The organism is Duganella sp. SG902, from assembly GCF_013376005.1.
GTDB lineage: Bacteria > Pseudomonadota > Gammaproteobacteria > Burkholderiales > Burkholderiaceae_D > Rugamonas.
In genome coordinates this window covers 37,804-60,223 of record NZ_JABMJK010000004.1, presented here as the reverse complement: position 1 = coordinate 60,223, position 22,420 = coordinate 37,804, and the positions used below count along the sequence as shown (strand labels likewise).

General features: G+C 64.7%; 22 protein-coding genes. 12 read left to right on the top strand and 10 right to left on the bottom strand.

What is annotated here, in order from left to right:
- Positions 1 to 3: 3 nt before the first annotated feature.
- On the bottom strand, positions 4 to 1,185 hold the full coding sequence (locus tag FHW83_RS09630) for a PilT/PilU family type 4a pilus ATPase (RefSeq protein ID WP_176646146.1): 1,182 nt from the start codon (positions 1,183 to 1,185) through the stop codon (positions 4 to 6).
- A gap of 109 nt (positions 1,186 to 1,294) precedes the next feature.
- Here FHW83_RS09630 and FHW83_RS09625 point away from each other — a divergent pair, with 109 nt between their 5' ends.
- The 3 genes from FHW83_RS09625 to FHW83_RS09615 all read left to right on the top strand — a co-directional run bounded on the left by FHW83_RS09625 (position 1,295) and on the right by FHW83_RS09615 (position 3,553).
- Positions 1,295 to 2,230 (top strand): hydrogen peroxide-inducible genes activator, encoded by a 936-nt coding sequence (locus FHW83_RS09625; RefSeq protein ID WP_176646145.1) that lies wholly within the window; start codon positions 1,295 to 1,297, stop codon positions 2,228 to 2,230.
- A 56-nt stretch (positions 2,231 to 2,286) separates the two neighbouring features.
- A complete protein-coding gene (gene ubiA, locus FHW83_RS09620; protein WP_176646144.1) occupies positions 2,287 to 3,141 on the top strand; it encodes a 4-hydroxybenzoate octaprenyltransferase in 855 nt (284 codons plus the stop codon).
- Positions 3,142 to 3,214: 73 nt separating this feature from the next.
- On the top strand, positions 3,215 to 3,553 hold the full coding sequence (locus FHW83_RS09615; protein WP_176646143.1) for a YqjD family protein: 339 nt from the start codon (positions 3,215 to 3,217) through the stop codon (positions 3,551 to 3,553).
- Here FHW83_RS09615 and prfH read toward each other — a convergent pair whose 3' ends face one another.
- Positions 3,554 to 4,174, bottom strand: coding sequence for a peptide chain release factor H (prfH, locus tag FHW83_RS09610; RefSeq protein WP_176646142.1), 621 nt, complete (start codon positions 4,172 to 4,174; stop codon positions 3,554 to 3,556).
- Entirely contained in the window at positions 4,174 to 5,361 is a 1,188-nt protein-coding gene (locus tag FHW83_RS09605) for an RNA ligase RtcB family protein (RefSeq protein ID WP_176646141.1), read from the bottom strand. The genes prfH and FHW83_RS09605 overlap by 1 nt, the downstream gene beginning before the upstream one ends.
- A gap of 283 nt (positions 5,362 to 5,644) precedes the next feature.
- Between FHW83_RS09605 and FHW83_RS09600 the strand changes: the two genes are divergently transcribed.
- The 3 genes from FHW83_RS09600 (at position 5,645) to FHW83_RS09590 (ending at position 8,615) form a co-directional block, all read left to right on the top strand.
- Entirely contained in the window at positions 5,645 to 6,151 is a 507-nt protein-coding gene (locus tag FHW83_RS09600; RefSeq protein ID WP_176646140.1) for a hypothetical protein, read from the top strand.
- A 65-nt stretch (positions 6,152 to 6,216) separates the two neighbouring features.
- A complete protein-coding gene (locus FHW83_RS09595; protein ID WP_176646139.1) occupies positions 6,217 to 7,479 on the top strand; it encodes a parallel beta-helix domain-containing protein in 1,263 nt (420 codons plus the stop codon).
- A complete protein-coding gene (locus FHW83_RS09590) occupies positions 7,476 to 8,615 on the top strand; it encodes an SO2930 family diheme c-type cytochrome (protein ID WP_176646138.1) in 1,140 nt (379 codons plus the stop codon). Before FHW83_RS09595 ends, FHW83_RS09590 begins: the two co-directional genes overlap by 4 nt.
- Here FHW83_RS09590 and proC read toward each other — a convergent pair.
- Both proC and FHW83_RS09580 read right to left on the bottom strand, forming a co-directional pair.
- The gene (proC, locus tag FHW83_RS09585; RefSeq protein ID WP_176646137.1) at positions 8,612 to 9,436 is read right to left on the bottom strand and encodes a pyrroline-5-carboxylate reductase; all 825 of its coding nucleotides are present in this window, start codon (positions 9,434 to 9,436) and stop codon (positions 8,612 to 8,614) included. The genes FHW83_RS09590 and proC overlap by 4 nt on opposite strands.
- A gap of 5 nt (positions 9,437 to 9,441) precedes the next feature.
- Positions 9,442 to 10,146, bottom strand: coding sequence for a YggS family pyridoxal phosphate-dependent enzyme (locus tag FHW83_RS09580; RefSeq protein ID WP_176646136.1), 705 nt, complete (start codon positions 10,144 to 10,146; stop codon positions 9,442 to 9,444).
- A 60-nt stretch (positions 10,147 to 10,206) separates the two neighbouring features.
- Here FHW83_RS09580 and FHW83_RS09575 point away from each other — a divergent pair, with 60 nt between their 5' ends.
- The 4 genes from FHW83_RS09575 to FHW83_RS09560 all read left to right on the top strand — a co-directional run bounded on the left by FHW83_RS09575 (position 10,207) and on the right by FHW83_RS09560 (position 15,638).
- Positions 10,207 to 11,250 (top strand): type IV pilus twitching motility protein PilT, encoded by a 1,044-nt coding sequence (locus FHW83_RS09575; protein ID WP_176646135.1) that lies wholly within the window; start codon positions 10,207 to 10,209, stop codon positions 11,248 to 11,250.
- Between the two features lie 107 nt (positions 11,251 to 11,357).
- Complete coding sequence (locus FHW83_RS09570; RefSeq protein ID WP_176646134.1) at positions 11,358 to 12,494, top strand: PilT/PilU family type 4a pilus ATPase; 1,137 nt, start codon at positions 11,358 to 11,360, stop codon at positions 12,492 to 12,494.
- Positions 12,494 to 12,979: a glutathione peroxidase gene (locus FHW83_RS09565; RefSeq protein WP_176646133.1), complete on the top strand. Its 486-nt coding sequence runs from the start codon at positions 12,494 to 12,496 to the stop codon at positions 12,977 to 12,979. Before FHW83_RS09570 ends, FHW83_RS09565 begins: the two co-directional genes overlap by 1 nt.
- 163 nt (positions 12,980 to 13,142) lie before the next feature.
- A complete protein-coding gene (locus tag FHW83_RS09560; protein WP_229224115.1) occupies positions 13,143 to 15,638 on the top strand; it encodes a bifunctional diguanylate cyclase/phosphodiesterase in 2,496 nt (831 codons plus the stop codon).
- Here FHW83_RS09560 and glcF read toward each other — a convergent pair.
- From glcF to FHW83_RS09545, 3 genes are read right to left on the bottom strand one after another with little or no spacing between them, the layout of a single operon-like run.
- Positions 15,630 to 16,871, bottom strand: coding sequence for a glycolate oxidase subunit GlcF (gene glcF / locus FHW83_RS09555; RefSeq protein WP_176646131.1), 1,242 nt, complete (start codon positions 16,869 to 16,871; stop codon positions 15,630 to 15,632). The two genes, FHW83_RS09560 and glcF, sit on opposite strands and share 9 nt — an antisense overlap.
- Positions 16,861 to 17,928: a glycolate oxidase subunit GlcE gene (gene glcE / locus FHW83_RS09550; protein ID WP_176646130.1), complete on the bottom strand. Its 1,068-nt coding sequence runs from the start codon at positions 17,926 to 17,928 to the stop codon at positions 16,861 to 16,863. The genes glcF and glcE overlap by 11 nt, the downstream gene beginning before the upstream one ends.
- A gap of 2 nt (positions 17,929 to 17,930) precedes the next feature.
- On the bottom strand, positions 17,931 to 19,409 hold the full coding sequence (locus tag FHW83_RS09545) for an FAD-linked oxidase C-terminal domain-containing protein (RefSeq protein ID WP_176646129.1): 1,479 nt from the start codon (positions 19,407 to 19,409) through the stop codon (positions 17,931 to 17,933).
- Positions 19,410 to 19,510: 101 nt separating this feature from the next.
- On the opposite strand from FHW83_RS09545, the gene FHW83_RS09540 reads away from it, so the two are divergent.
- Positions 19,511 to 20,068: a suppressor of fused domain protein gene (locus tag FHW83_RS09540; RefSeq protein WP_176646128.1), complete on the top strand. Its 558-nt coding sequence runs from the start codon at positions 19,511 to 19,513 to the stop codon at positions 20,066 to 20,068.
- A 6-nt stretch (positions 20,069 to 20,074) separates the two neighbouring features.
- Positions 20,075 to 20,629 (top strand): cob(I)yrinic acid a,c-diamide adenosyltransferase, encoded by a 555-nt coding sequence (locus tag FHW83_RS09535; protein WP_176646127.1) that lies wholly within the window; start codon positions 20,075 to 20,077, stop codon positions 20,627 to 20,629.
- Here FHW83_RS09535 and FHW83_RS09530 read toward each other — a convergent pair whose 3' ends face one another.
- Both FHW83_RS09530 and FHW83_RS09525 read right to left on the bottom strand, forming a co-directional pair.
- Complete coding sequence (locus tag FHW83_RS09530; RefSeq protein ID WP_176646126.1) at positions 20,630 to 21,370, bottom strand: M48 family metalloprotease; 741 nt, start codon at positions 21,368 to 21,370, stop codon at positions 20,630 to 20,632.
- Positions 21,371 to 21,430: 60 nt separating this feature from the next.
- Positions 21,431 to 22,336, bottom strand: coding sequence for a LysR family transcriptional regulator (locus tag FHW83_RS09525; protein WP_176646125.1), 906 nt, complete (start codon positions 22,334 to 22,336; stop codon positions 21,431 to 21,433).
- Positions 22,337 to 22,420: the final 84 nt, after the last annotated feature.

Here is a 22,420-nt window from a genome sequence, read left to right as displayed (position 1 = left end):
ATGTTAAGTCTTGGGTTCTTCGTCTTCAGGTTGGTCTTCTTCGATGCTCAGCGCGCCGAACGCGCCGCCGCCCTCGCCCGGTTCCGGCCGGCCGCCTTGCAGCTTGATCTGCAGCCGCAGGCCGTTGGCCGAGTCGGCGTTGCGCAGCGCCTCTTCGTAGGCGATGTAGCCCTTATTATAAAGTTCGTACAGCGCCTGGTCGAAGGTGCACATGCCCAGCTCGCGCGATTTCTGCATGATTTCCTTGATCGACTGGAAGTTGCCCTTGAAGATCATCTCGGCGATCGTCGGCGTGTTGAGCAGGATTTCAATCGCCGCCTTGCGCCCCTTGCCATCCTCGGTGCGGATCAGGCGCTGCGATACGATGGCCCGCAGGTTGGACGACAGGTCCATCAACAGCTGATTGCGTCGCTCCTCCGGGAAGAAGTTGATGATGCGGTCCATGGTCTGGTTGGCGTTGTTGGCGTGCAGCGTGCCCAGGCACAGGTGCCCGGTCTCGGCGAACGCGATCGCGTGCTCCATGGTCTCGGTGTCGCGGATCTCGCCGATCAGGATCACGTCCGGCGCCTGGCGCAGCGTGTTTTTCAGGGCGTTGTGCCAGGAGCGCGTGTCCACCCCCACCTCGCGGTGCGTGATCAGGCAGCCCTTGTTCTTGTGCACGTACTCGACCGGATCCTCCACCGTGATGATGTGACCGGCCGAATTGGCGTTGCGGTAGTCGATCATGGCCGCCAGCGTGGTCGACTTGCCGGAACCGGTCCCACCGACCACCAGCACCAGCCCGCGCTTGGTCATGATGATGTCCTTCAGCACCTCCGGCAGCGCCAGCTTCTCCAGCGACGGGATCTCGGAGGCGATGGTGCGTATCACCATCGCCACATTCTGCTGCTGCACGAAGACGTTGACGCGGAAGCGACACACATCTGGTAGCGAGATGGCAAAGTTGCATTCCAGCTCAGATTCGAACTCGGCCTGCTGCTTCTCGTTCATGATCGACAGCGCCAGCGCGCGCGTCACGCCACCGGTCAGCTTCTGCTGGCTCAGCGCCTTCATCGCGCCCTGCGATTTCATGCTGGGCGGGAAATCGGCCGAAATGAACAAATCCGAGCCCCCCGTGTGGTGCATGACCTTGAGCAGCTTGTGCAGATACGCCTGCGCTTCTTCCGGACCGAATGTGGAGGACATACGTCGCCTTTCAGGTTTACGCTGCATTATATCGACAGCATTCCGCTACAATAGCTCAACTTGGCGTTCCATTATTGCATCCCAGCATCGCCTGTGTTCAAATACATTCATGACACTGACCGAACTGAAATATATAGTCGCCGTCGCACGGGCGAAGCACTTCGGACATGCGGCCGAGGCTTGTTACGTCGCCCAGCCGACGCTGTCGGTCGCCATCAAGAAGCTGGAAGATGAACTGGGCGTGGTCCTGTTTGAACGGGGCGGCGCCGAGATCTCGGTCACCCCGCTGGGCGCGCAGATCGTCGCCCAGGCCGAGCGCGTGCTCGAGCAGACCGCCGCCATCAAGGAACTCGCCAAGCAGAACAAGGACCCGCTGGCCGGCCCGCTGCGCCTGGGCGTGATCTACACCATCGGCCCCTACCTGCTGCCGCCGCTGGTCAAGGGCATGATCGACAAGGTGCCGCAGATGCCCTTGATCCTGCAGGAGAACTTCACCGTCAAGCTGCTGGAGATGCTGCGCCAGGGCGAGCTGGACGCCGCCATCATGGCGCTGCCGCTGCCGGAGCACGGCATGGCCATGCAGGTGCTGTACGACGAACCGTTCGTGGTGGCCATGCCCTCGGCCCACCCGTGGACCAAGCGCAAGACCATCCCCGCCGACGACCTCAAGACCGAGAACATGCTCCTGCTCGGCAACGGCCACTGCTTCCGCGACCAGGTGCTGGAGGTGTGCCCCGAGATGGCGCGCTTCTCGGCGCCCGGCAACGGCATGCAGCGCACCTTCGAGGGTTCCTCGCTCGAGACCATCCGCCACATGGTGGCCAGCGGCATCGGTCTGACCGTGCTGCCGCGCGCCTCGGTGCCGGACATGGCGGCCAAGGACGGCATGCTGCAGTTCCGCCCGTTCGACGAGCCGGTGCCCTCGCGCCGCGTGGTGATCGTGTGGCGTAAAAGCTTCACCCGCAAGGCCGCCATCGACGCCGTGTGCGAGGTGGTGGCCTCGTGCAACCTGCCCGGCATCACCACCCTCTGCGCCGACCAGTGACGGCCGGCTTCAGGATTTGCGATAATCACCGCTTTCCTGTCTCCTGAAGTCGCCTTATGAACAAGCTGCAGCTCTACTTCCGCCTGATCCGGCTGGACAAACCCATCGGCACCGTGCTGCTGCTGTGGCCCACGCTGTACGCGATGTGGCTGGCGGCCGACGGCGTGCCGGACTGGCGCTTGCTGCTGATCTTCACGCTGGGCACCTTCCTGATGCGCTCGGCCGGCTGCGCCATCAACGACTACGCCGACCAGGACTTCGACAAGCACGTCAAGCGCACCGCCCAGCGCCCGCTCACCAGCGGCCGCATCAGCGGCAAGGAGGCGCTGGCGATCGCGGCCGTCCTGTCCATCATCGCCTTCTGCCTGATCCTGCCGCTCAACGCGCTGACCAAGCAGATGTCGGTGGCGGCGGTGATCATCGCCGGCACCTATCCCTACTTCAAGCGCTTCTTCGCCATCCCGCAGGCCTACCTGGGGATCGCCTTCGGCTTCGGCATCCCGATGGCGTTCGCGGCGATCCAGAACCAGGTGCCGCCGCTGGCCTGGCTGCTGCTGGTCGGGAACATCTTCTGGACCCTGGCCTACGACACCGAATACGCCATGGTCGACCGCGACGACGACCTGAAGATCGGCATCAAGACCTCGGCCATCACCTTCGGCCGCCACGACGTGGCCATCATCATGCTGTGCTACGCGCTGCACCTGGCGATCCTGCTGGTGTGCGGCTGGCAGCAGGGCTTGCGCTTCTGGTTCGTGGCCGGACTGGCGGCGGCGGCCGGCATCGCCTGCTACCACTACACCCTGATCCGCCACCGCGAGCGCGACGCCTGCTTCTACGCCTTCCGTCACAACAACTGGCTGGGCGGCGTGATCTTCGCCGGCGTGGCGCTGGATTACGCGCTACGCTGAGCACAATTGAGCGCGCGCAAAGCGGAGACATCGTCGATACTTACACTGGCTAATTTTTAACGAGGTCACCACCATGGAACCAACCAGCACCGTCGCGGAGGCCCAGGCCGCCAGCGGCACCGTACGCGACCGCCTGATGGACGATCTGCAGCACACCATCGGCGAAGCCGAGAAATGGCTGCAAGACAGCGCCGGCGAGGAAGCCGGCGTCCGCAGCGACACCCGCGCGCGCTTTGACGACACCCTGCGCACCGCCCGCAGCGACCTGCGCAAGCTGGAGGACAGCTTCCTGGCCCACAGCCGCGACGCCGCCGACAGCGTCAACACCTTTGTGCGCGAAAACCCGTGGCAGGCGGCCGGCATCGGCGTGGCGCTGGGGGTGGTGGTGGGCATGCTGCTGTCGCGCAAATAGTCAGCGCCGCTCGACAAAACCGGGGCCGACAAAGGTCCGCTGCGCGTTTCCCCGCTCCGCCTGGCGATGCTGCGAATGCCGCTCGGCGCGGCTGCGCGCCCCCGCCGCCGACGCCAGCTCCGCCAGCTTGATCGCCAGCAGCTGCGCGGCCAGCTTCTTGTTGGCGTGCTGGCTGCGCTGCGACTGCACCTTGACCGACAAGCCGGTCGCGACATGGGTGGCACGGATGGCGCTGTCGGTCTTGTTCACATGCTGGCCGCCGGGACCGGAAGCGCGCGTCGCCTCGTAGCGGATCGCCCCATCGTCGGGCGGCGTGGCGGGCGGCGCCAGGATCGCGCCTTGCAGGAACCAGTTCTTGCGCCGGTGCTGCCGCCGGTACGGGCTTGCGCAAACCCAGAGGATGCTGCCGCTCCAGCGCCGGGCCAGCAGCTCGGCCGCCGCCCCTTCAAGCTGCAGCAGCACAGAGCTGATGGTGCCATCCACCGGGCCGTCCACCTGCTCGACCAAGGTGGTGTCCACATCGCTGCCGACCGCTTCCTCCAGCAGCCGCGCCAGTGCGTGGCGCACACCAAGACAGCATTCCGCCGGACCGGTGTTTGCCGTTAAATGTAACCATGTCATCAGCAGCACTCCCCACGTGTCTTGTAAGTCAGCACCGGTTTGCTGCGGTACACCACCCGGGCCAGCCCGGCGCCGACCAGGCAATCCAGCACGCTGTCGACGTTTTTATAGGCTTGCGACGCCTCCTCGTAAATCAAGGCACGGTCGTTGCAAATCACGCGACCGCCGAACGAGGTGCGGCTCAGTTGCTCAGGCGACGCGATCTTGAGAAGCCGGTCCTTGCAGTCCGTGCGCTGCCACTTGCGGCCAGCGCCATGCGCCAGCGAATGCAGGCTTAGCACGCCGTTCGCCGCGACGGGCTCCAGCATGTAGCTGTAGTCGTCGCGCGAGCCTGGCAGCATCACCAATCCCTGGTCGCTGGGTGTCGCGCCCTTGCGATGCAGCCAGCCCTGCTGCCCGTCCACCTGGGCTGGGACCACCGTGTTGTGATTCACATCCAACACCCGCACCCCATCGGTGCGCAAGCGATGCAGGATGCGGGCGCCAATCAGCGCGCGATTCAATTCCGCGAACCGCACGGCGGCGGCGTGTTGTTGCAAATAGACCGTAGCCTCCGCTTCCGCCAGCCCGGCGTGGCCGAAGGCTGCCACATGCGAAGCCAAGATGGCCTGCCCGAGCCCGCGCGAACCGCTGTGCACCAACAATTGCAGACTTTTGCCGGCCAGTCCGGCACGGGCCACGGTGTCCGCGCATGTCACCTGGTCTATCGACTGTAGCTCGGCAAAATGATTGCCGCGGCCTATCGTGCCTAGCGAGCGCAGATGCGAAGTGTCCAATTGCGCGGCGGTCAGCGCGCGCGACAGCGCGTCCCTTTGCCCCGCTAGCGTGGCATCGGCCTGCGCCAATGCCTCCCACTCGTCGTTGTCGAGCGGCTCATCGAGATTGCCGATCTGCTTGTCCAGCTTGTCGAGCTTGACTTTGCCGGCCAACAGGCCGGTCTGCCACAGCGTCATGCCGCAGCCGATATCGTTGCCGACCAGGGCCGGATAAATCCAGCCGGTGCTAAAAAAAGCCGCGCCCACCGGATAGCCACGGCCTGGATGCAGATCGGGCAGGCCGACCACGCGCGCCATGCCCGGCAGGCTGGCCGTGGTTTTAGTCTGCTGTAATGCTGCGTCTTCAAGCCACAGGCGAGCGGACGCGACGATCGTCACGCGATCGGAAAGATGCTGAATGAAATTGCCCATTGAGGAGCCTTATCCTGAAAAATCCAAAGGATGGGCGTGGCGGCGCCGCGGCGATCAAACGCCACAGGCGGTGCAAGGAGCTTGGGGGATTAAACCGGGAAGCAAGCGGCCAGGCCCATGGAAATAGCGGTGGTGGTCAACATGTTTTGCATCGCGATCTCCTTTCAGAAAAATGGGTTGGCCAAAGGGGATGCTCATCGTAGACGAAATCGGCGGCTCAAACAAGCGATTTCTATTAACAACATGCTATGCTAGATTAAATCGCCACAGAAAGGAATCTGGCATGCACGCAATACAGTCCCGGATGAAGTACCTGCGCAACGCCGAGACCTTCTGCGCGGTGTTTCTACCGCTGCTGTTCTGGAACGACTGGCGCCGGGGCGACGGGCCGGTGGCGTGGGACTTGCGCATCGCCGCCACCGCGCTGATGAGCTACATCCTGCTGCAAGGCGCGTTGTACTGGCACCTGAAGCTGCGGGGATTCACCGGGCACCGCACGCTGCCGGCCTGGTTCACGCCGCTGTACCAGGGCTTCAAATATTCGAATGTGATCGCCATGGCCGCAGTGCTGGCGTGGACCGTCCACCGCGCCGCCACCGTCACCAGCGCCGACCTGTGGTGGGCCGGTTGCGTGCTGGCCCTGGTCGCGGCCGAACAGATCAACTACTTCCATTACCAGCTGATGTACGACACGCGCGCCGCCTTCGCCTACCTGCGCCGCAACGGCCGCCTGCGCCAGGCGGCCCTCGCGCTCGACCTCAAACGCAGCAAGGCTGCTGCATCTGGTTGAAGTAAACCGCGCAAAACATACTGTTATACTCGTTTCATAAAACCAAAATGAAGGGGAGGCAGCAGATGAACGGAGCGTTACGCGTCATTGCACTGTGTGGTTCCATCGGCGTGCTGTCCAGCGCCTGCACCAGGACCGACGGCCCGGCGCCGTCGGCGGAAAAGGTCAGCGCCGACGCCGCCTTCCAGAAAAAGCTGCAGGAGCAGCTGCTGGACGCCAAGCCCGGCAGCGTGATCGAGATCCCGGCCGGCAACTACCATCTCACCTCCGGCCTCACCCTGCGCGGCGACGGCGTCACCATCCGCGGCGCCGGCATGGACAAGACCATCCTCTCCTTCAAGGGCCAGGTCACCGGGCCGGAAGGCTTGCTGGTGTACGGCAACGGCTTCACCATCGAAAACCTCACCATCGAGGACTCCAAGGGCGACGGCCTGAAGATCAACGACGGCGACACCATCACGGTGCGCAAGGTCAAGGTGCAATGGACCGGCGGCCCGAAAGTGACCAACGGCGCCTACGGCATCTATCCGGTCAAAACCAGGAACGTGCTGATCGAGGACAGCGTGGCGATCGGCGCCTCCGACGCCGGCATCTACGTCGGCCAGTCCAACGGCGTGATCGTGCGCCGCTCGCGCGCCGAGGGCAATGTGGCCGGCATCGAGATCGAGAACACCGTCAACGCCGATGTCTACGAGAACGTGGCCACCAACAACACCGGCGGCATCCTGGTCTTCAACATGCCCAACCTGTCGCAGGCCGGCCACAGCACCCGCGTGTACAAGAACAAGGTCGAGAAAAACAACCTCGGCAACTTCGCCGCCAAGGGCACGGCGGTGGCCAGCGTGCCGGCCGGCTCCGGCATCGTCATCAACTCCAACTCCAAGGTGGAGATCTTCGATAACGACGTGGTCGAGAACCAGACCGCCAACGTCATCATCTCCAGCTACCACTCGACCGGCTACTACACCGAGAAAGGCGTGGCGGCCGGCTACGATCCGTATCCGAAAGCCATCTACGTCTACGGCAACCGCTTCAAGGGCGGCGGCGACTCGCCGGACGGCCTCGACCTGAAAGCGCTGAAGATCGCCATGTACGGCCTGAGCGGCCACCTGCCGGACGTGCTCTGGGACGGCTACGTCGACACCAGGCTGCTGGTGAAAGGCGCGCTGCCGCCCGAGCAGCGCATCTGCATCCAGAAAGACGCGGACGTGCTGAACGCCGACGGCCCCAACAAATACAAGAACCCGAGCAAGGACAGCGCGCCGTTCCGCTGCGAGCTGGCCAAGCTGCCGCCTGTCACCATCGCCCAACTCGCCGCCCAGTCATGACGCCTACCTTCCTCACCCGTCCGCTGCTGGCGGCGGCGTGCGCGCTCGCGCTGACGGCGTGCACGCAAAGCCAGGCGCCGGTCAGCTTCATCGCCGAGGGCAATCCGGAAAAACTCAGCGACTGGCACCTGATGGCGGTCGCCGGCGGCAAGCTCCAACTGAACAAGGATGTGGTGCCGTACGACCTGAACACGCCGCTGTTCACCGACTACGCGCACAAGCTGCGCACGGTGTGGATGCCGAAGGGCCAGGCGGCGGTCTACCACGCCGACAGCACCTTTGATTTCCCGGTCGGCTCCATCATCAGCAAGACCTTCTACTATCCCAAGGGCGCCGACGGCAAGACCGTGCTGGCCACCAGCGACAACGGCGGCGACAAGCTCGACCTCGCCAGCGTGCGGCTGATCGAAACGCGCCTGCTGGTGCGGCGCGCCAGCGGCTGGATCGCCCTGCCCTATGTGTGGAATGCCGGGCAGACCGAAGCCGTGCTGTCACGCACCGGCGACCAGATCCCGCTCGAGGTGGTCCACGAGGACAAGCGCAGCGCCAGGCTCACCTACGTGGTGCCGAACGTGAACCAGTGCGCGTCCTGCCACGTGGCCGATGTGAAGTCGCGCCAGTTCCAGCCGATCGGCCCGAAAGCGCGCCACCTGAACCGCGACTACACGTACGACGGCGTCAGCGTCAACCAGCTGGACCATCTGGCCAGGGTGGGCTACCTGACCGGCATGCCGGCCAACGGCGCCGGCGCCGCGCCGCGCAACGCCAACTGGCGCGACGGCACGCAAAGCGTGGAGGCGCGCGCCCGCGCCTACCTCGACATCAACTGCGCCCACTGCCACAACGACAAGGGCGCGGCCAATACCACCGCGCTGCACCTGCAGATGGGCGCGCCGGCCGACCTGCATCTGGGCCTGTGCAAACCGCCGGTGGCGGCCGGCGCCGGCACCGGCGGGCGCAGCCACGACATCGCGCCTGGCCGGCCGGACGACTCCATCATGCTGTACCGACTGGACTCGGCGGAGCCCGGCATCATGATGCCGGAACTGGGGCGCGGCTCGGTCCACAAGGAAGGCGTGGCCCTGATCCGCGCATGGATCGCCGCGATGAAACAAGGCTGCGACGGCAGGACTTAACCGGCGGCGCCCAGTTCGTCGCCGAGCTCCTTGCCGCGCGCGGCGGCGGCTTTCAGGGCGGCGACGATGGACGCCTTGACGCCACTCGCTTCCATGCTGGTCAGCGCGGCATAGGTGGTGCCGCCCTTCGACGTGACACGCTCGCGCAACAGCGAGACCGGTTCGTCGGAGCGGGTCGCCAGCTGCGCCGCGCCGGCAAACGTGGCCAGCGCCAGTTGCGTGCCCTGCTCCGCGCTCAGGCCCATTTCCTCGGCCGCCTGCTGCATCGCCTCGATGAAGTAGAACACATAGGCCGGGCCGCTGCCCGATACCGCCGTCACCGCGTCGATCTTGGCTTCGTCGTCCAGCCACACCGTGGGGCCGACCGCGCGCAGGATGTCGTCGGCGGCCCGGGTCTGCGCCGCGCTCACGCCCGGCAGGGCCACCATGCCGGTGATGCCCATGCCGATCAGCGCCGGCGTGTTCGGCATGCAGCGCACGATGGCGCCGTAGCCGCCCAGCCAGCGCGACAGATCGGCGCCGCGGATGCCGGCCGCGATCGACACCACCAGCGGCTGCCGCGCCGCGTCGATGAAGGGCAGCAATTGCGCCGCCACCTCGGGCATGTTTTGCGGCTTGACCGCCAGCACGATCACATCGGCGGCCGACACGGCCGCGTCGGCCGCGGCCGCCGTGGTCACGCCGTACTGCTGGCGCAGGCGCGCCAGCGCGTCCGGGTTGGGATCGATCACGTGGATATTGGCGCCATCGGTCAGTTTGTTGGCCAATCCCGCGATCAGGGCGGCGGCCATGTTGCCGCCGCCGATAAATGCAATCTTCATGTGTCTCAAGCCTTGTTGTAGTTTCGTGCGCCAAAAATCGCGCTGCCGACGCGCACAATGGTCGCGCCCTCGAAGATCGCCGCCCGCATGTCGGCCGACATGCCCATCGACAGCGTATCGAGCGCCAGCCCGTCGGCGCGCAGCTGCTCGTACAAAGCGCGCAGGCGGGCGAACGCCGCGCGCTGCTGCGCAAACTCCACGGCCGGCTCGGGGATCGCCATCAGGCCGCGCAGGGTCAGATTCGGCAGCGTCGCGACCTTGTGGGCCAGCGCCGCCACCTCCTCCGGGGCGACGCCGCTCTTGCTGGCCTCGCCGCTGATATTCACCTGCAAACAAATCTGCAGCGGCGCCATGCCGGCCGGCCGCTGCTCGGACAGCCGCGCCGCGATCTTCTCGCGCTCGACCGTGTGCACCCACGCGAAGTGCTCGGCGATGGGACGCGTCTTGTTGCTCTGGATCGGACCGATGAAGTGCCACTCCAGCGCGGGCGCGCCGGCGTCGTTCAGTGCACGGATCTTATCCAGGCCCTCCTGCAGATAATTCTCGCCAAAGGCGCGCTGGCCGGCGGCCACCGCCTCTTGCACCGCCTCCGGGCCGAAGGTCTTGGACACCGCCAGCAAGCGCACGGCGTCCGGCTGGCGGCCAGATTCTTGGGTTGTAGCAACAATTGTCGCGGTGATTGCTTGCAAGTTCTGGCGGATCGGGGACATAATCATCGAGTCAAAGGCGTTAAAACCAGGCCACTGGGGCACATTCAGCAGGGATTATAAATGGACATCTCCGAACTACTCGCATTCTCTGTCAAGAACAAGGCCTCGGACCTGCACCTGTCGGCCGGCCTGCCGCCGATGATACGGGTGCACGGCGACGTGCGGCGCATCAACCTGCCGCCGCTGGAGCACAAGGACGTGCACGGCATGATCTATGACATCATGAACGACGGCCAGCGCAAGGTGTACGAGGAAATGCTGGAGATCGACTTCTCGTTTTCGATCCCCGGGCTGGCGCGCTTCCGCGTCAACGCCTACAACCAGGAGCGCGGCGCGTCGGCGGTGCTGCGCACCATCCCGTCCAAGATCCTCAGCCTGGAGGACCTGAACGCGCCCAGGATCTTCGCCGAGTTCGCGCTCAAGCCGCGCGGGCTGGTGCTGGTGACCGGGCCGACCGGCTCCGGCAAGTCGACCACGCTGGCGGCCATGGTCAACCACCTCAACGAGAACGAGTACGGCCACATCCTGACGATCGAGGACCCGATCGAGTTCGTGCACGAATCCAAGAAATGCCTGATCAACCAGCGCGAGGTGGGGCCGCACACGCTGTCGTTCAACAACGCGCTGCGCTCGGCGCTGCGCGAAGACCCGGACGCCATCCTGGTGGGCGAGCTGCGCGACCTGGAGACCATCCGCCTGGCGCTGTCGGCGGCCGAGACCGGCCACCTGGTGTTCGGCACGCTGCACACCTCGTCGGCGGCCAAGACCATCGACCGCATCGTCGACGTGTTCCCGGCCGACGAGAAGGAAATGGTGCGCGCCATGCTGTCCGAATCGCTGCAGGCCGTGATCTCGCAGACCCTGCTGAAGACCAAGGATGGCGCCGGCAGGGTGGCGGCGCACGAGATCATGGTGGCGACGCCGGCGATCCGCAACCTGATCCGCGAAGCGAAAGTGGCGCAAATGTACTCGGCGATCCAGACCGGCAGCGGGGTGGGCATGCAGACGCTGGACCAGAACCTGACCGACCTGGTCCGCCGCAACATCATCAGCGCCGCCGCCGCCCGCAGCGCCGCCAAAACCCCGGAAAACTTCCCCGGCTAAAACATCGGGGTCAGCTCTGACATTCGGACATTGGGGAACTATTTTTTTTTCAAAATAGTTCCCCAATGTCCGAATGTCAGAGCTGACCCCGAATTTAAGGATTGATCATGGAACGCGACCAGGCCTCCAAATTTATGTTCGACCTGCTGCGCCTGATGCTGGCGAAGAAGGGCTCGGACTTGTTCATCACCGCCGGCTTCCCGCCCGCGATCAAGATCGACGGCAAGATGACGCCGGTGTCGTCGCAGGTGCTGACCGCCGCCCACACGCTCGACCTCGCCCGCTCGATCATGAACGATAAGCAGGCCGCCAGTTTCGAGCTCACCAAGGAGGCCAACTTCGCCATCAGCCCCGGCGACATCGGCCGCTTCCGCGTGTCCGCGTTTGTGCAGATGAGCTCGGTCGGGATGGTGCTGCGGACCATCACCTCCGAGATCCCCAGGCTCGAGGACCTCGGCCTGCCCGAGGTGCTCAAGGAGGTGGTGATGGCCAAGCGCGGCCTGGTGATCATGGTCGGCGCCACCGGCTCCGGCAAGTCGACCACGCTGGCCGCCATGCTCGGCTACCGCAATGAGAACAGCTACGGCCACATCATCACCATCGAGGACCCGGTCGAGTACGTCCACCCGCACAAGAACTGCATCGTCACCCAGCGCGAGGTCGGCGTCGACACCGACGACTGGGAGGTGGCGCTGAAGAACACGCTGCGCCAGGCCCCCGACGTGATCCAGATCGGCGAGATCCGCGACCGCGCCACCATGGACCACGCCATCGCCTTCGCCGAGACCGGCCACCTGTGCCTGGCCACGCTGCACGCCAACAGCGCCAACCAGGCGCTCGACCGCATCATCAACTTCTTCCCCGAGGAACGCCGCCAGCAGCTGCTGATGGATTTGTCGCTCAACCTCAAGGGCATGATTTCGCAGCGCCTGATTCCGCGCAAGGAGTCCAAGGGCCGCGCGGTGGCCATCGAGATCCTGCTGAACTCGCCGCTGATCTCGGACCTGATCTTCAAGGGCCAGGTGCACGAGATCAAGGAGTTGATGAAGAAGTCGCGCGAGCTCGGCATGCAGACCTTCGACCAGTCGCTGTTCGACCTGCACGAGGCCGACCTCATCACCTACGAGGACGCCCTGCGCAACGCCGACTCCGTCAACGACCTGCGACTGGCTATCAAGCTGGAAGGCAAGGCCGCGAAGAACCGCGACCTGTCCGCCGGCACCGAACATTTGGGTATCATCTGATGAGCACTGTTTTCGACTTCTCGGCCGACGGACTGTCCGGCCAACCCGTCAACCTGAGCCGGTACAAGGGCAAGGTGCTGTTGATCGTCAACACCGCCAGCAAGTGCGGCTTCACGCCGCAGTACAAGGGGCTGGAGGCGGTCTATCAGCAGTTCAAGGAGCGCGGCGTGGAGGTGCTGGGCTTCCCCTGCAACCAGTTCGGCGCGCAGGAGCCGGGCCAGGCCGACGAGATCGGCGCCTTCTGCGAAAAGAACTACGGCGTCACCTTCCCGCTGTTCGCCAAGATCGACGTCAACGGCGCCGGCGCCCACCCGCTGTTCCAGAAGCTGAAGCGGGACGCGCCCGGCATCCTCGGCACCGAGCGCATCAAGTGGAATTTCACCAAGTTCCTGATCCGCAAGGACGGCACGGTCTACGACCGCTACGCGCCGTCCACCAAGCCGGAAGAATTGATCGCGGACATAGAAAAGCTGTTGGCTGAATAATCCTCGCAACAAAATGTCCACGACAACGGGAAAAAAATTGAAAACGTTTTCCAAAAAACGTCAAAAAGTTTAACTTTTAAGTAATAATGGACCTTGGTTCCTATCACATCAGTCGCCTATGTCCTTGCTAGGAAAAATAGTCTCGCCGTGGCTTCGGATGGGGATGTATTCGCGCTTGTTCCTGCCCATCTTCGTCATCATCGCGGTGGTGGTGGGCGTACGCTACCACCTGATGCTGAAATCCGAAACCAGCTACGCCGAGGAGCGCTACCAGCGCGACGCCGGCGAGCTGGCCACGCACCTGCAAAAGACGCTGCTGCCGATCCTGGCGGCGCCCGATCGCGGCGCCCTGGAGACGGCGCTGTCGGCCTCCCTGCTGCTCAACCCCGATCTGACGGCGGCGCGCCTCGATTACGCCGGCGGCCATCTGGAAGCGCTGCGCGGCGTGCACGCCAAACGCGAGTATCCGGACTGGTTCACGCGCTTCAGCCGCATCCGCGCCATCAACCGCAGTGTCAGCCTGGGCGACGCCACGCTGGCGCTGAGCTTCGAACCAACGCTGCCCGTCGGACAGGTGTGGCGCAGCGTGCACCAGCAGGCGCTGATCTCTGCGGTCAACGTCAGCATCATCTACACGCTGCTGGGGATTATCATCTTCGCCAACAAGCGCATGCTGCGCCGGCTGGCCGACGCCACCAACCGTTTCCAGAACGGCGACCACGCGGTGCGCCTGCCGGTCAGCGGCACGCTGGAGGCGCGCATGCTGGCCAGCACCTTCAACAACATGGCGCAGCGCGTGCAGGCGCTGGTGCACAAGCTGCAGCAAAGCCAGAATGAGCTGAGCACCCAGTTGACACGCACGCTGCTGGCGCAGCAGCAGCTGCAGGTGGAGAAGGACCGCATCGAGGTGACGCTGACATCGATCGGCGACGCCGTCATCACCACCGACCTGACCGGCCGCATCGACACCATCAACGAGGTGGCGCAAAAGCTGACCGGCTGGTCGGCCGCGAACGCGCGCGGCATGGAGCTGCACCAGGTATTTGTGTTGGCGAATAACTTCGGCCAGCACTCGCTGCTGAAATCGATGCGGGCGATTTACGCCGGCGGCGACGTGGTCAAGGTGGGCAACCAAAGCCTGCGCCACCGCCTCGGCCAGACCTGCATCGTCGAGTACACCGCCAACGCCATCCGCACGCCGCTGGGCGAGGTCCAGGGTTCGGTGCTGGTGTTCCGCGACGTGACCGAGCGCCGCCAGCTGATCCAGCAGATTTCGTGGCAGAGCAATCACGATACCTTGACCGGCCTGCCCAATCGTTCGGCGCTGGCGTTGCGCTTCGAGCAGGAGGTGGCGCGCGCGCGCGAGCAGAATTACCTGCTGGCCGTGTGTCTGTTCGACCTTGACCACTTCCAGCACGTGAACCAGTCGCTGGGCCAGGCGGTGGGCGACGAGATCCTGAAGCAGGCCGCCAGCCGCCTGCACGACTTCGCCGGCCAGCGTCACTACGTGGCGCGCCTGGGCGGCGATGAATTCGTGCTGCTGCTGCCGGATCTGAACGACCGCGCCGCCATCGATTACGCCATGGGCAAGCTGATGGCCGCCCTGTCGCGCGATTACGTCTGCGACGGCGAGGCGGTGAACATGTCGGCCAGCGCCGGCATCGCGGTCTACACCGGCAACGACATCAGCGCCGACAGCCTGCTGCGCCACGCCGACCAGGCTCTGTACCAGGCCAAGATCACGGGCCGCAACCGCTATCACTTCTTCGACGCCGACCTCGATGAGCAGGTGCGCACGCATCACAACCGCCGCACCGAGGTGCGCAACGCGGTGCGCGCCAATGAGCTGGCGCTGTACTACCAGCCCAAGCTCGATATGCGCAAGGGCCGCATTATCGGCATGGAGGCGCTGCTGCGTTGGCAGCATCCGCAGCGCGGCATCATCGGACCGGGCGAGTTCCTGCCGATCGTGGAGCACACCGATGTGATTGTGGACATCGGCGAATGGGTGCTGCGCGAGGCGCTGTGCCAGCTGCAGTCGTGGCGCACGTTCGACGCCAACTGGGTGATCAGCGTGAACATCGCGGCCCGCCATTTCCAGCGCCACGATTTTGTCGAGCGGCTGAAGGCGATACTGGCCGAGTATCCGGACGTGCCGCCGCACATGCTGGAGCTGGAGATACTGGAGTCGTCGGCGCTCAGCGACATCGCCCACGTGCGCGGCATCATGCTGGACTGCCAGGCGCTGGGCATCAGCTTTGCGCTGGATGATTTCGGCACCGGCTATTCGTCGATGTCCTATCTGAAGCGGCTGCCGGCCGACATGCTGAAGATCGACCAGAGCTTCGTGCGCAACATGCTGGTGGACCGCGACGATCTGTATCTCGTCAGCGCGGTGATCGGCCTAGCGCGCTCGTTTGGCCTGGGTGTGATCGCGGAGGGCGTGGAGACCATCGAGCACGGCGCCATGCTGATGCGGCTGGGCTGCGACCTGGTCCAGGGCTACGGCATCGCCCGGCCGATGCCGGCAAACGACGTGCTGTCATGGGTGGCCAGCTTCAACACGGCGGCGGTGTGGCAGGCCGCCGCCACCCTGCCGCCTATCCTGAATCTGCATACCGAGCCGGCTGGCGGCACCTCGCAGCTGGCCTTAATTTAAAGCCCGGTCTATCAGTTCGATCCAATGCATGACGGGCATGTCGGCCCCCGATTGCAGGTGCGCGCTGCAACCGACGTTGGCGGACACGATAGTGTCCGCGCCGGTGTCCCGCAGGTTGGCGAGCTTGCGGTCGCGCAGTTGCAGCGACAGCTCCGGTTGCAGCAGGGAGTAGCTGCCGGCCGAGCCGCAGCACAGATGGCTGTCCGCGCACAGCACCACGTCGACGCCGACCGCGCGCAGCACGCTTTCCACCTTGCCGCGAATCTGCTGGCCGTGCTGCAGTGTGCACGGAGGGTGATAGGCCACGCGGCCTTTGCCCGCGGCGCCCGCCGCCACCGCTCTCGCACGCTGCGCCAGCTCCGCCTCGAATTGCGGCATGATCTCGCTCAGGTCCTTCGTCAACGCCGAGATGCGCGCGGCCTGCTCCGCATACGCCGGATCGTGCGCCAGCAAATGGCCGTATTCCTTCACCGTCGCGCCACAACCCGACGCGGTCATGACGATGGCCTCGACCTCGCCCCGCCGCACGTACGGCCACCACGCGTCGATATTACGGCGCATATCGTCCAGCGCCGCGTCCTGCTCGTTCATATGATGGCGCAGCGCGCCGCAGCATCCCGCGCGTGGGGCGACGATCAACTGCACGCCCAGCGCATCCAGCACGCGCGCGGTGGCCGCGTTGATGTTGGGCGCCATGGCCGGCTGCGCGCAACCATCCAGCACCAGCATCTTGCGTGCATGTTCGCGTGTCGGCCACACGCCGGCATCCTGGCGCTGCGGCACCTTGTCCTGCAACGCCGGCGACAGCAGCGGACGGAATATCTGCCCCGCCCTTAACGCCGCGCCGAACAAGGCCTTGCGCGTCAGTCCTTCCACCAGCAGCTTGCGCTTGATCCGCTCGCCCAGTGGCCGCTCCACGCGCTCCTCCACGACCTTGCGGCCGATATCCACCAACCGTCCGTATTTGACGCCGGACGGACAGGTGGTCTCGCAATTGCGGCACGTCAGGCAGCGGTCAAGATGCGTCTGCGTTTTCGCCGTCACCTCCGCGCCTTCCAACACCTGTTTGATGAGGTAGATGCGGCCGCGCGGCCCATCCAGTTCATCGCCCAGCAGTTGATAGGTCGGACAGGTGGCCGTGCAAAACCCGCAGTGCACGCAAGCGCGCAGGATGGCGTCCGCCTCTTCGCCTTCGCGCGTGTGCTTGATGAAGTCGGCCAGATTAGTCTGCATACATGCGCCCCGGATTAAAGATCCCCGCCGGATCAAACGACTGCTTGAGCCGCTCGTGAATGTTCGCCACCGCCGGCGCCAGCGGGTGGAACACGCCCACGCTCTTGTCGCCGCCACGGAACAGCGTCGCGTGTCCGCCCGCGGCGGCGACGCTGCGGCGTATCGCGCCGGCGCGTTCGCCGCTGTTGGCGGCGTCATCCTCCGCCAGCTTGAGCCAGCGCTGCGCACCGCCCCACTCGATCAACTGCTCGCCGCGCAATATCAACGCACTGGCATGCGACGGCACCGACATGCGCCACAAACTGCCGCCATCAAAGTAAGCGTGCGTCTGGTCGCGCAGCGAAGCCCAGAACGCGTTCGCCTCAGCGCCCTCCAGCGCTTGTCCACCCAGCTTGCGCAGCGCCGCCTCCACCGCCGCATCCGCGCCGGACAGGCGCAGCGACAGCACATCCTTATGCCAGCAACTGGCCGATATCGGCAACGGCTGCCCTGCCCACTCGTTCAGACAGCGAAGCGCATCGACCTCGCTCATCCCGAACCGCAGGCTGGCCTCGCGCAAGGGCACCGGCAACACTTTGAGCGAGACTTCCAGGATCAGCCCCAATGTCCCCAGCGAACCAGCCAACAGGCGCGAGACGTCGTAGCCGGCCACGTTCTTCATCACCTGTCCGCCAAAGCGGAGGATTTCGCCACGGCCATCCATCAGCACCGCGCCCAGCACGAAATCGCGCACCGCGCCGGCGCTGGCGCGGCGCGGTCCGGACAAGGCGCTGGCCACCACACCGCCGATGGTCGAGCCCTCGTAGCGCGGCGGTTCAAACGCCAGCATTTGATTGTGCCGCGCCAGCAGCGTTTCGATCTCCGCCAGCGGCGTGCCGCAGCGCGCGGTGATCAGCAGCTCCGTGGGCTCGTACGAAACGATGCCGCAGTTGACGCGCGTGTCCAGCACATCGCCCTTCAGCGCCTGGCCGTACCAGTCCTTGGTGCCGCCACCGCGTATGCGCAACGGCGTTTGCGTGGTGCGGATGCGGGCGGCGAAATCGTCGTAGACAGTCATCTTCAAAAGCGTGGAAGGTGGGAGAACGGCAGCACGCCGCCGCTGACACGCATCTTGCCGAATTCGGCGCAGCGGTTCAGCGTGGGGATCGCCTTGTCGGGATTGAGCAGACCGTGTGGATCGAAGCTGCGCTTCACAGAGAAGAAGGCTTCCAGTTCGGCGGGCTTGAACTGCACGCACATCGAATCGATCTTCTCAATGCCGACGCCATGCTCGCCGGTGATGGTGCCGCCGACTTCCACGCACAGCGCCAGGATCTCCGCGCCAAACGCCTCGGCGCGATGGAACTCGTCCGGGATATTCGCATTGAACAGAATCAGCGGATGCAGATTGCCGTCGCCAGCGTGGAACACATTGGCGCAGCGCAGGCCATACTTGGTCTCCATCGCCGCGATACCGGCCAGCACCTCGCCAAGACGCTTGCGTGGAATGGTGCCGTCCATGCAGTAGTAATCCGGCGAGATGCGACCGGCGGCCGGGAACGCGTTCTTGCGGCCGGACCAGAACTTCAGCCGCTCCGCCTCCGACTGCGACACGGCGATGGCGATCGCGCCGGCCGTATTCAGCACCGCCGACATGCGGGCGATCTCCTCCTCCACCTCCTCGACCGTGCCATCGGCCTCGCACAGCAGGATGGCGGCGGCATCGGTGTCGTAACCCGCCTTGACGAACGGCTCCACCATGCGTGACGAAGTCTGGTCCATCATCTCCAGCCCGGCCGGGATGATGCCGGCGGCGATCAGCGCCGCCACCGCGTGACAGCCCTTCACCACCTCGTCGAACGACGCCATGATGACGCGCGCGGTCGCCGGTTTGGGCACCAGCTTGACCGTCGCTTCGGTCACGATGCCCAGCATGCCCTCGGAGCCGATGAAGACCGACAGCAGGTCGAGGCCCGGCGCATCCAGCGCCTCGCCGCCCAGCTCCACCACCTCGCCATCGATGGTCACCATGCGCACACGCAGCACGTTATGCACCGTCAGGCCATACTTCAGGCAGTGCACGCCGCCCGAATTCTCGGCCACGTTGCCGCCGATGGTGCAGGCGATCTGCGAGGAAGGATCGGGCGCATAGTACAGGCCATGCTGCGCGGCCGCCTCCGAAATCGCCAGATTGCGCACGCCCGGCTGTACCACCGCCGTGCGCGAGAACGCATCCATGCGCACGATGCGGTTGAGGCGCGCGGTCGACAGCACCACACCCTCGGCGATCGGCATCGCACCGCCTGAAAGACCCGTACCCGCGCCACGCGGCACCACCGGCACACCGAGTTCACGGCAGACCTTGAGCACGGCGATGACCTGCTGTTCGCTGTCGGGCAGCACGACAATCATCGGCAGTTGCCGATAGGCGGCCAGGCCGTCGCACTCATACGGACGGGTATCCTCCTGCGCCGACAACACGGCCCGCGCCGGCAACACCTGCTGCAACGCCGCCGCGACCTGTGCCCGCCGCGCGTTAAGATCAGAAACTGTGTTCATGGGTTATGCGCCTGAAAACACGGATTGAGACAATTGTAAGCACAAACGCTGATTTGTTGTATTCTTTCGGGCGCAGCTACTACAACTACTGGAACAAGAGTATGGAACACAATTTCGAACAGGCTTGGCTCCTGGCGCTGGAAGAACGGTTCGGCGTGCAGGCCAAGATCGGTCAGGTGGCGCTGGATAACCGTCCGCGCATGCTGATCTACTATTTTGAGGATTTCCCAACGCAGGGCATGCTCACCGCCGTCACCGCCGGCCTCTCCAACGCCAATCACCCGAACTGGAAGCACGGCAAGCCGGAACTCAGCTTCACGCTGCACACCAAGGACACCGGCTGGGGCAGCGCCGCCGCCTACATCGCGCAATCCTTCTTCAACGATAGCTCGTTCCACTACCAGGCTTCGTTCAAGCTCGATCAGCCGATGTCCAAGGACAGCGCCATGAATGCCTGCTTCGTCTATCGCCCGCAGTTCATGAACGAGGAGCAGATCAAGTTCGAACTGCCGGACCGCACCATCTTCCTGGCGGGCCTGTTCCCGATGTATGACGAGGAAGTGCCGCTGTACGAATCCAAGGGCATCCAGGATTTCTGGAATACGCCGGGCTTCGATCCCTACAACCCGCGCCGCGCCAGCATCGCGCCGAAAGGCTGATCCACCATGGGCAATCGACTCTCGAAAATCGCCACGCGAACCGGCGATGGCGGCACCACCGGCCTGGGTGACGGCAGCCGTACCGACAAGGACAGCGTGCGCATCACCTCCATCGGCGAGGTGGATGAACTGAACTCGCACATCGGCCTGCTGCTGTGCGAGGACATGCCGGCCGACCTGCGCGAGGAACTGGTCACCGTCCAGCACGATCTGTTCGACCTGGGCGGCGAGTTGTGCATTCCCGGCTATCAGATGATCAAGGAAGCGCACGTCGAACGCCTCGACGAGCTGCTGGCCAAGTACAACGCCACCCTGCCGCCGCTGACGGAATTCATCCTGCCGGCAGGTTCGCGCGCGGCGGCGCAGGCGCATGTCTGCCGCACGGTGTGCCGTCGCGCCGAGCGCGCGATTGTCACGCTGGGCAAGGCGGAGACAATTCACGAGCACCCGCGCCAGTACGTGAACCGTTTGTCGGATCTGTTGTTCGTTCTATCGCGCGTATTGAACCGCTACGCGGGCGGTAGCGACGTGCTGTGGCAGCACGAACGCAAGCGCGGCTAGTCAATCGTTGAACAAGCGCGCCATGCCTCTGGCCATGCTGAGGCGCGACTCGCTGGCGGGATAGGCGCTGGACACCAGCGCCGCCTGCTCGCCCTCTCCCAGCTTGCGATAAAAGCTGATCATGTCGTCGGCCGCCCAGCCGGCACGGTGCGCCAGTACCATTCCCAGTTGATCGGCTTCGGACTCCTGAAGGCTGGATAACCTCGACAAGCGGATTTGCAACGACAGGTCACTATCCAGCCGCGCCATCACCACTTCCAGCGGCACGGCGGGCAAACGGTTGAGCAGCATCGCTTCGGACAAGGTTTCGCGCGGATGTTCAGCCACCACATGGGCCACTTCGTGCGCCAGCAAGGTCGCCAGTTCGCCGTCGGTAAGCGCCAACTGATGCACGAAAGCGCTGCCGACCAGTATCTTCCCGCCCGCCATGCAGATGGCATCCACATCGGCGTCGCTGGTGGTGTGAACTTCCCATTGCCACCGTGCGACTTCCGGTTTCAGCTCGAACGCCGCCCGTATCAGTTCAGCGCTGATGTAGCGCAGGCGCGCCAGCAATGCGCGGTCACGATCCAGCTTGCCGGCGGCCGCCAGATCGACGGTGCGGTCGATGTAGCGCTCTTGCATGCTGGCGTCCACCTCGTCCGCGCTGAAGCGAAGTTCTTGCCAGCGGCCGGACTCGGGAACCTGCGCCGAAGCGCTTGCCGTCAGCAGCACCAAGCTTGCAAGGAGCGGTTTCATCATGACCCATGATATAAACTGTTTATATCAATATAGGCCATACCGCGCCGGAGACAAGGGAAATCAGCTGGCGTTGTATCCCGGCAGCCGCCCGATCTGCTCAGTGAGGTAATCCAGCAACAGCCGCACGCGCACCGGCTGGTAGCGGCGCGATGGCGACAGCAGATGCAGCGGCTGCGTCTGGCCGTGCCATTTCCGCAAGACGCGCACCAGGGCGCCACTGTCGAGCAGGTCCTGCACCAACCACATTGGGCACAGGCCGATGCCACCGCCGGCAGCCAGACTATCGCGGATCGCCAGCGCGTTGTTGACGCGGTAGCGGCCATGGGTTTGGATGGTTTCGGTGCGCTCGCCGTTGTGCAGCGTGAGCGTGTCGCCGTCCGCCAGCCAGGCGAAGCGGATGTAATCGTGGCGCGCCAGGTCTTGCGGCCGGCGCGGTGTGCCGTGCGCTTTGAGGTAGGCCGGCGACGCCACCAGTTGGCGCGGCGAGATGCCGGCCATGCGCGCGATCGCGTCGGGCGGCAGTTCGTGGCCCTGGCGGATAGCGACGTCGACGCCCTCCTTCACCAGATCGACCATGCGGTCATCCAGTATCAGTTCGATGTCGACTTTGGGGTACGCGGCAAGGAAGGGCGCGAGCAAGGCGTTGAGCCGGAACTGGCCGAAGGCGGCTGGCGCGTTCACGCGTATCAGTCCGGCCGGGGTTTCGGTCTGGCCGCGTGCCTCGGCCACGGCTTCCTGGTATTCGGCCAGCACGCCCAGCGCGCGCTGGTAGAAGCGCATGCCTTGCGGCGTGGCCTGCAGGCTGGTGGTGCTGCGCTCCAACAGACGCACGCCGAGTTCACGCTCCAGCGCGGCCATCAGTTTGCTGATGGTGGGCTGGGTGCTGCCCTCTTCGCGGGCGACGGCCGACAGGCTGCCCAGTTCCACGGCGCGCATAAAGCAGCGTAACGAGCGGATGGTGTCCATTGCGTCCTCATTCCAAATATGAATGAAGTATAGTCATTTTCATCACCTTCCGCACAGCGATCGAATGACCTATCTTGGACTCTT

Coding starts and splice junctions, on each gene's coding strand:
- FHW83_RS09630 (WP_176646146.1), bottom strand. CDS start 1,185: ATGTCCTCCACATTCGGTCCGGAAGAAGCGCAGGCGTATCTGCACAAG.
- FHW83_RS09625 (WP_176646145.1), top strand. CDS start 1,295: ATGACACTGACCGAACTGAAATATATAGTCGCCGTCGCACGGGCGAAG.
- ubiA (WP_176646144.1), top strand. CDS start 2,287: ATGAACAAGCTGCAGCTCTACTTCCGCCTGATCCGGCTGGACAAACCC.
- FHW83_RS09615 (WP_176646143.1), top strand. CDS start 3,215: ATGGAACCAACCAGCACCGTCGCGGAGGCCCAGGCCGCCAGCGGCACC.
- prfH (WP_176646142.1), bottom strand. CDS start 4,174: ATGACATGGTTACATTTAACGGCAAACACCGGTCCGGCGGAATGCTGT.
- FHW83_RS09605 (WP_176646141.1), bottom strand. CDS start 5,361: ATGGGCAATTTCATTCAGCATCTTTCCGATCGCGTGACGATCGTCGCG.
- FHW83_RS09600 (WP_176646140.1), top strand. CDS start 5,645: ATGCACGCAATACAGTCCCGGATGAAGTACCTGCGCAACGCCGAGACC.
- FHW83_RS09595 (WP_176646139.1), top strand. CDS start 6,217: ATGAACGGAGCGTTACGCGTCATTGCACTGTGTGGTTCCATCGGCGTG.
- FHW83_RS09590 (WP_176646138.1), top strand. CDS start 7,476: ATGACGCCTACCTTCCTCACCCGTCCGCTGCTGGCGGCGGCGTGCGCG.
- proC (WP_176646137.1), bottom strand. CDS start 9,436: ATGAAGATTGCATTTATCGGCGGCGGCAACATGGCCGCCGCCCTGATC.
- FHW83_RS09580 (WP_176646136.1), bottom strand. CDS start 10,146: ATGTCCCCGATCCGCCAGAACTTGCAAGCAATCACCGCGACAATTGTT.
- FHW83_RS09575 (WP_176646135.1), top strand. CDS start 10,207: ATGGACATCTCCGAACTACTCGCATTCTCTGTCAAGAACAAGGCCTCG.
- FHW83_RS09570 (WP_176646134.1), top strand. CDS start 11,358: ATGGAACGCGACCAGGCCTCCAAATTTATGTTCGACCTGCTGCGCCTG.
- FHW83_RS09565 (WP_176646133.1), top strand. CDS start 12,494: ATGAGCACTGTTTTCGACTTCTCGGCCGACGGACTGTCCGGCCAACCC.
- FHW83_RS09560 (WP_229224115.1), top strand. CDS start 13,143: ATGTATTCGCGCTTGTTCCTGCCCATCTTCGTCATCATCGCGGTGGTG.
- glcF (WP_176646131.1), bottom strand. CDS start 16,871: ATGCAGACTAATCTGGCCGACTTCATCAAGCACACGCGCGAAGGCGAA.
- glcE (WP_176646130.1), bottom strand. CDS start 17,928: ATGACTGTCTACGACGATTTCGCCGCCCGCATCCGCACCACGCAAACG.
- FHW83_RS09545 (WP_176646129.1), bottom strand. CDS start 19,409: ATGAACACAGTTTCTGATCTTAACGCGCGGCGGGCACAGGTCGCGGCG.
- FHW83_RS09540 (WP_176646128.1), top strand. CDS start 19,511: ATGGAACACAATTTCGAACAGGCTTGGCTCCTGGCGCTGGAAGAACGG.
- FHW83_RS09535 (WP_176646127.1), top strand. CDS start 20,075: ATGGGCAATCGACTCTCGAAAATCGCCACGCGAACCGGCGATGGCGGC.
- FHW83_RS09530 (WP_176646126.1), bottom strand. CDS start 21,370: ATGATGAAACCGCTCCTTGCAAGCTTGGTGCTGCTGACGGCAAGCGCT.
- FHW83_RS09525 (WP_176646125.1), bottom strand. CDS start 22,336: ATGGACACCATCCGCTCGTTACGCTGCTTTATGCGCGCCGTGGAACTG.